The sequence below is a fragment of the Caldicoprobacter sp. genome (assembly GCF_047459465.1).
In the GTDB taxonomy this organism is placed as follows: domain Bacteria; phylum Bacillota; class Clostridia; order Caldicoprobacterales; family Caldicoprobacteraceae; genus Caldicoprobacter.
In genome coordinates this window covers 1-5199 of sequence record NZ_VSCO01000125.1, presented here as the reverse complement: position 1 = coordinate 5199, position 5199 = coordinate 1, and the positions used below count along the sequence as shown (strand labels likewise).

At 45.8% G+C, this 5199-nt stretch carries 5 protein-coding genes and 1 pseudogene; all 6 read right to left on the bottom strand.

Going from position 1 to position 5199, the window contains the following annotated elements; all coding sequences use genetic code 11:
* Positions 1-430: pseudogene (locus FWJ59_RS07730) on the bottom strand (vitamin B12 dependent methionine synthase); the annotation flags it as partial.
* Between the two features lie 149 nt (positions 431-579).
* Positions 580-1437 (bottom strand): damage-control phosphatase ARMT1 family protein, encoded by an 858-nt coding sequence (locus tag FWJ59_RS07725; RefSeq protein ID WP_414481374.1) that lies wholly within the window; start codon positions 1435-1437, stop codon positions 580-582.
* Between the two features lie 113 nt (positions 1438-1550).
* Positions 1551-2987 carry a glucose-6-phosphate isomerase gene (locus tag FWJ59_RS07720; protein ID WP_414481373.1) on the bottom strand — a complete coding sequence of 479 codons (1437 nt, stop codon included), beginning with the start codon at positions 2985-2987 and terminating at the stop codon, positions 1551-1553.
* A gap of 69 nt (positions 2988-3056) precedes the next feature.
* Positions 3057-3812 (bottom strand): alpha/beta hydrolase, encoded by a 756-nt coding sequence (locus FWJ59_RS07715; protein WP_414481372.1) that lies wholly within the window; start codon positions 3810-3812, stop codon positions 3057-3059.
* A 46-nt stretch (positions 3813-3858) separates the two neighbouring features.
* Entirely contained in the window at positions 3859-4275 is a 417-nt protein-coding gene (locus tag FWJ59_RS07710) for a secondary thiamine-phosphate synthase enzyme YjbQ (protein ID WP_414481371.1), read from the bottom strand.
* A 43-nt stretch (positions 4276-4318) separates the two neighbouring features.
* Positions 4319-5199 (bottom strand): ComEC/Rec2 family competence protein (locus FWJ59_RS07705; protein WP_414481370.1); only part of this gene is annotated, 881 nt, incomplete at its 5' end.

Genomic DNA, 5199 nt, shown 5'->3' with positions numbered 1-5199 from the left:
TGCTGGATGTTGTACCAGGATGAAAATTCTCATCAAGATGTTTCTCAAAAGCTTTTAATGCCTCAGCCAGCGCCATCTCCTTGATGCAGTCTGCCCAATAGCTCTCCAAAATATCATCTAAGGTTTCGGACCATCTTTCTAATTCAGTACCGCAAGTGGCGATATATGGAAACACCCTGTATACCTCTTCAAGATTCATGCGAAGGATACGGCTGGTCAATTTAACCCCGTCCACTATTACAAAATCTTCTCCCTTATCCTCTACATATGCCTCCTTGTACAATACCTTTGGCCTGCCTATCTCTTCAGCCTGACGCGCAAGCGTCTCCACCTTTGCTGCATCTTGGCTGTCCGGCTGCAGATGAAACCTTTTAAGTAGCTTATTAACATCCACCTTCCAAGAGATATTATCCAATACTATTAAATTCACAGTACATCCCCCGTTTTTAAATATAGTAATTTCTGTTCAAAAACCACCTTAAATTAACGGCAAATTAACGGTAAACCCCTTCCCCGCAAGCTTAGAGTCTCACTTGCCACACACCAAAACTTCACCATAGACTTTCAAATAATTGATGCCTACTTTGTAAAAAACACAACATCTCCCAACCCTGCTCCTGCAGCCTTTGCCACCTCATCACATTTTATCTTGAGCAAAAAGAATATCCTGTCCCGTGCCATCTCCTGCTGCTCTAGCGACTCAAAATTAGCCTGCCCTTTTGATATGATAAGCGGGGCTTTGTATAGCGCATCGGCAAACTCCTGGGACATGTGCTTAAAGCTCACGCCCAGAAATCGCGAACCCGTGGTAATTACCCTTGCTACCTTGTCCATACCCACATAGAGAGCATCTTCCATCGTAGAATCATTGAGTACAGGGCCCTCTTTGACAACATACGTCACCTTTTTTCCTAGCCGCACCAGCTCCTCAACCAAAACCTTGTCAAACACAATCTCTCCAGCATTGTCTCCCAAAAACAGTATCTCGTTAACCTTACCTAGCTTTTGTTTGAATCTATCGTAATGGTCCTTTGTAAAGCCTGCTTCCATGCTGTATCTTAATTCTCCTTCAATGTCAAAGCTCCTTCTTATACCCAAGTCTATCACATTTCCCGCCACCGCTATCTTGAGAGCACTGTACAGCCTGTCTTCATACTCATCCAGCATCTGTTTTAAGCGGGGATATAGCTCAAGCGCCAGGTCATTTGATTGTTTCTTAACCTCCTTATAAGGGTCATCCACTCCCATAAGCTCATATGTCTTCAAAACGGCATAGGTGGAATTCTCTGCAGGGGTGGCCTGTCTGTCAAACCCCTTCACAAAATCCATGAGCTTAAACAATATCTCGTGCTGAGAATCCTCATCAAGCCCTGCCATCGTCATGCATGATACCGCCTGCTTTAAATAGCAATGCACGCAATCAACCGTTGCTCTCAAATTTGCGTCTCCCCCTTCAATGCAGAACAAATGCATCTTAAAGAAAATACAATTAAGTTATGAAAATCTTAAAAAATCTCACAATACCACATTATATTATATACTCCTCTAAATTATATTATATACTCCTCCAGTTTCTTAGGCCTTCCATCCAATTCAGCCTTTTTGTCCTCATAACCTGGACGGCCCATAAGCGCATATGTGGCATTCTTACCCTCTTCCACGCCCGGTTGGTCAAATGCATTGATATTGAGCAGCTCACCGGCAAAGGCCGTCTCTACTTCCAACAAGTATAAAAGCTGACCCACGGTAAATGCATTGACCTCCGGCAGTATGATTGTCCTGTTCATCCGCTTTGCCTTATAAAGCGCGTATTCGGTGGCCATTTGCTCGGCATGCAAAAGCTGCTCCAACGTATGGCCTCCTAGGAAGGAAACAGCAGGCATATCCTCATACCCTTTAGGTATATCAACCTGGCTGCGGAAATTCTCCACCTTTATAAAAGTTATAACCTTATCAAAAGGCCCTTCGGTATACAGCTGTATCTGCGAATGCTGATCGGTCACGCCCAAGGCTTTAACGGGTGTTTGCCCGACATATACTTCTCTGCCGTCAACATCAAACTTTTTACCCAGGCTTTCAGCCCATAGCTGAGCATACCAATCCGCCATATACTTCAAAGAATCGGCATAGGGCATCATGACGGATATGTTTTTGCCTTGTTTCATGGCAATATACTGAAGGACAGCCGCCATATAAGCTGGGTTCTCGAACACATCATCCTTGCTACATAGCTCATCCATATAGGCCGCTCCTGCAAGCAACTCCTCGATATCGACACCGCATACCGCCGCTGGCAAAAGCCCCACAGGCGACAGCTCCGAGAACCTACCCCCTACGCCGGCGGGAATATAGAAGGTCTTAAACCCTTCCTCCCTAGCTATACGGATGAGATTGCCCTTCTCAGCATCGGTAGTGGCAATGATGTGCTGGCGGTATTCATCGCCAACAGCACTTTTCAGCATATCTCTGACGATCAAAAATTGAGCCATGGTCTCGGACGTGCTGCCGGATTTCGTTATGACGTTAAATGCCGTCTCCTTAACGTCGATGATGTCAAACAGGGCTTTCATCCGCTCAGGATCTATGTTATCCACCACATAAAACCTCGGGCAGCCATTGCGCTTCTCCCTTGGAAGTTCGTTATAATGCATGTGGTTGAGCGCCTGATGCACCGCTATAGGGCCCAAAGCCGAGCCACCGATGCCCAGTACCACGAAGCATTCAAACCTTCTTTTTATGTCCTCTGCAGTGGTCAAAATATCCTTGACCACCTCAGCCTGGGTATACGGCAGGTCCCTCCACTCGGTTTTACCAGCCTTTCTCTTTTCCTTCAAAGCCTCAATGGCAGCCTTTATCTTGGGCTGCAATGCAAGGATCTGTTCCTTGCTTATGCCATATTCCTCCCCAATCATATCCGACATCATGTTGTTGTAATCAAACCTTATCCTCATGCTCTGTCTCCAGTTAGCATCTTCAAACCTCTTCATGAGCACATTACCCCCTATTGGTTAAATCTATACATATTTTAACCCAACCAATTGAGTTTGCTCCAAAGATCAAATATACCCCTCTATAAGCATCTTATTTTCCACGCTTTTTTCTATGAACTGATGCAACCGGATGAACACCAGTCGGCTCTCGCAGTCAAGGAATATAAAGTGCCCGGATTTGGGGAAATACTGAATCTCCTTAACTTGCCCCAAAAAACTGTCGTATATGTAGGACGCGCTCTTCCAGTCTACGATATCGTCCTTTTTACCCTGTATCACTAAAAGAGGGCAGCGCAGCCTATATAGTGTCTTTTTAGCCTCATCGAATAGCCTGTTAAATCCCATCAATCGGTACAAAGCCAGAAGAATAATCCTATTAAAATGTGAGTTACTCACCCTTGCTCCTTCACAGTACAACATCTCAAGTAGCTTCCTGGCATCCACCAGATATATGGGGGTATTTATAGTTATCAATGCATCCACCATATACTTCTCGGCAAGTAGTATGCCTATCAGCCCTCCAATGGATACGCCTATGACCACCACATAATCATATTCTTTGTAAAACTCTTCAAATTCCCTCTCGGCTCTGCATGTCCATTCTAGATGTGCATAAGCGTTAAACAGCTTTGCGGAACTGAATTCTATGCCAATTTCACAACAATATGTACCGTAACCCTGCTCCTCAAGGTAAGAACAGAGGGCTTCCACTCCAAAGCGGTCACCGCTCATCCCATGAAGGATGAAACATCCTACCCGACCGTTCCTTATAGCAAGCATAGCCACTACTGCCCTCCTTTCTGTTTCCAGATCAGCAGACATATTCTATCATACGTAAGCTGCATCTTCCATAAGCAATTATTCCCATTTATTCCCCTATAATCTTGACAAGCACGCGTTTGCGCCGTTTCCCATCAAACTCACCATAAAAAATCTGCTCCCATGGTCCCAAATCTAGTTTACCATCGGTAATGGCCACCACTACCTCCCTGCCCATTATGGTGCGCTTTAAATGAGCATCGGCGTTGTCTTCAAATACATTATGCTTGTACTGCGAATGAGGTTTCTCAGGAGCCAGCTTCTCAAGCCATTCTTCAAAGTCCTGGTGAAGCCCCGGTTCGTCGTCGTTTATGAAGACACTGGCGGTAATATGCATAGCATTGCACAAGAGCAAGCCTTCCTTTATGCCGCTTTCCCTGACACATTCCTCTAAAATAGGGGTAATATTGATGAAATCGCGTCGCTTATCTGTCTCAAACCAAAGCTCCTTCCTGTAACTCTTCATGGCCTTTCAGCCTCCCTTACCTTTAGTTTTGCCTTTCATCTTCTTACCATTCATCAATCATCCACCGTATATGCCATTCTCTACCGGTATAACGAGCTATTACTGCTCCGTGTCGGTCATTTCGCAACACCTTTATTCCTCTATCCTCCAACCTCTGCAACACCTGGGGACTTGGATGTCCAAAGGCATTTCTGCCTACCTGTATAACCGCCAGCTGCGGCCTTACGGCCTCCAGCCATTCATCGGTAGAAGAGGTATTGCTGCCGTGGTGAGCTACCTTCAATATATCTATCGGCAAATTCCAGCCTTTCGACAAGTGCTTTTCTACATCAGCCTCTATATCCCCTGTAAAGAGCACCGTGGCATCTCCATAACGTAGCAAAATCACCAGCGAGCGGTTGTTATCTCCCTTATCGAATAGCCATTGGGGCTGGCCCCCTTCAATGCAGGGATACACCACCTCAAGCCGCACATCCCTGCCTACCCTATACGATAGGCCGCAATAAGCATGTATGTTTTTAATGCCTTTCCTGCTCATCAGTTCCTTGAGGCGAATGTAGTTATCGGTTTCCTCGCCGGGCGGATACTCCATAAAAGCCCTGACAGGAATGTTCTCCAATACCGCAACCAACCCACCGATGTGGTCATCATGGGCATGGGACATGATAACAAGGTCAAGATGCCCCACCCCATTCTTCAGCAAAAATGGCACTACGATGTCCTCTCCAACATCAAAGGTGCCGGTATAGCCTTCGTTTCTGCCACCACCGTCTATCAAAATGTGCTTTTCATCAGGAGTCTTTATGTATATACAATCCCCCTGACCAACATCTAAAAATACAATCTCCAGGGCATTATCCAGCAGCGGGGTGAGTACCCCAACCAGCAACAGGGAAACCGCCATGATTCCGCACCATACAAAAG